Raw genomic sequence first — 241 nt, 5'->3', positions numbered from 1 at the left:
GGAGCGGGTTAACTTCCGCTGTGTCAGGTCGCCGAACTGACGGCCGTAGTCGTGAACCGATGCCCTTCGGTTGATCTTCTCGACAACTTCCTCTCGCGTGCGTCGCTTGGTTTCTCCGGTCGCGCCCAGTTCCAGCAAGGTGGCCAAGATGGCCCGGTGCTTCTGCGTCAGGCCCTCATCTTCGCGCGGCGATTGTTCCGACTCAGACTGGTCCGGGCCGTGATCCCTCGTGGTGCAGAAC

General features: G+C 62.2%; 1 protein-coding gene. It reads right to left on the bottom strand.

What is annotated here, in order from left to right; all coding sequences use genetic code 11:
- On the bottom strand, positions 1–241 hold a 241-nt coding region (locus tag ACLJNW_RS28060), incomplete at both ends, for a hypothetical protein (protein ID WP_410961891.1).

The sequence above is a fragment of the Salmonella sp. SAL4457 genome (assembly GCF_046548235.1).
Classification (GTDB): Bacteria; Pseudomonadota; Gammaproteobacteria; order Enterobacterales; family Enterobacteriaceae; genus Salmonella; species Salmonella enterica.
This window is presented reverse-complemented; position numbering and strand designations above follow the sequence as displayed.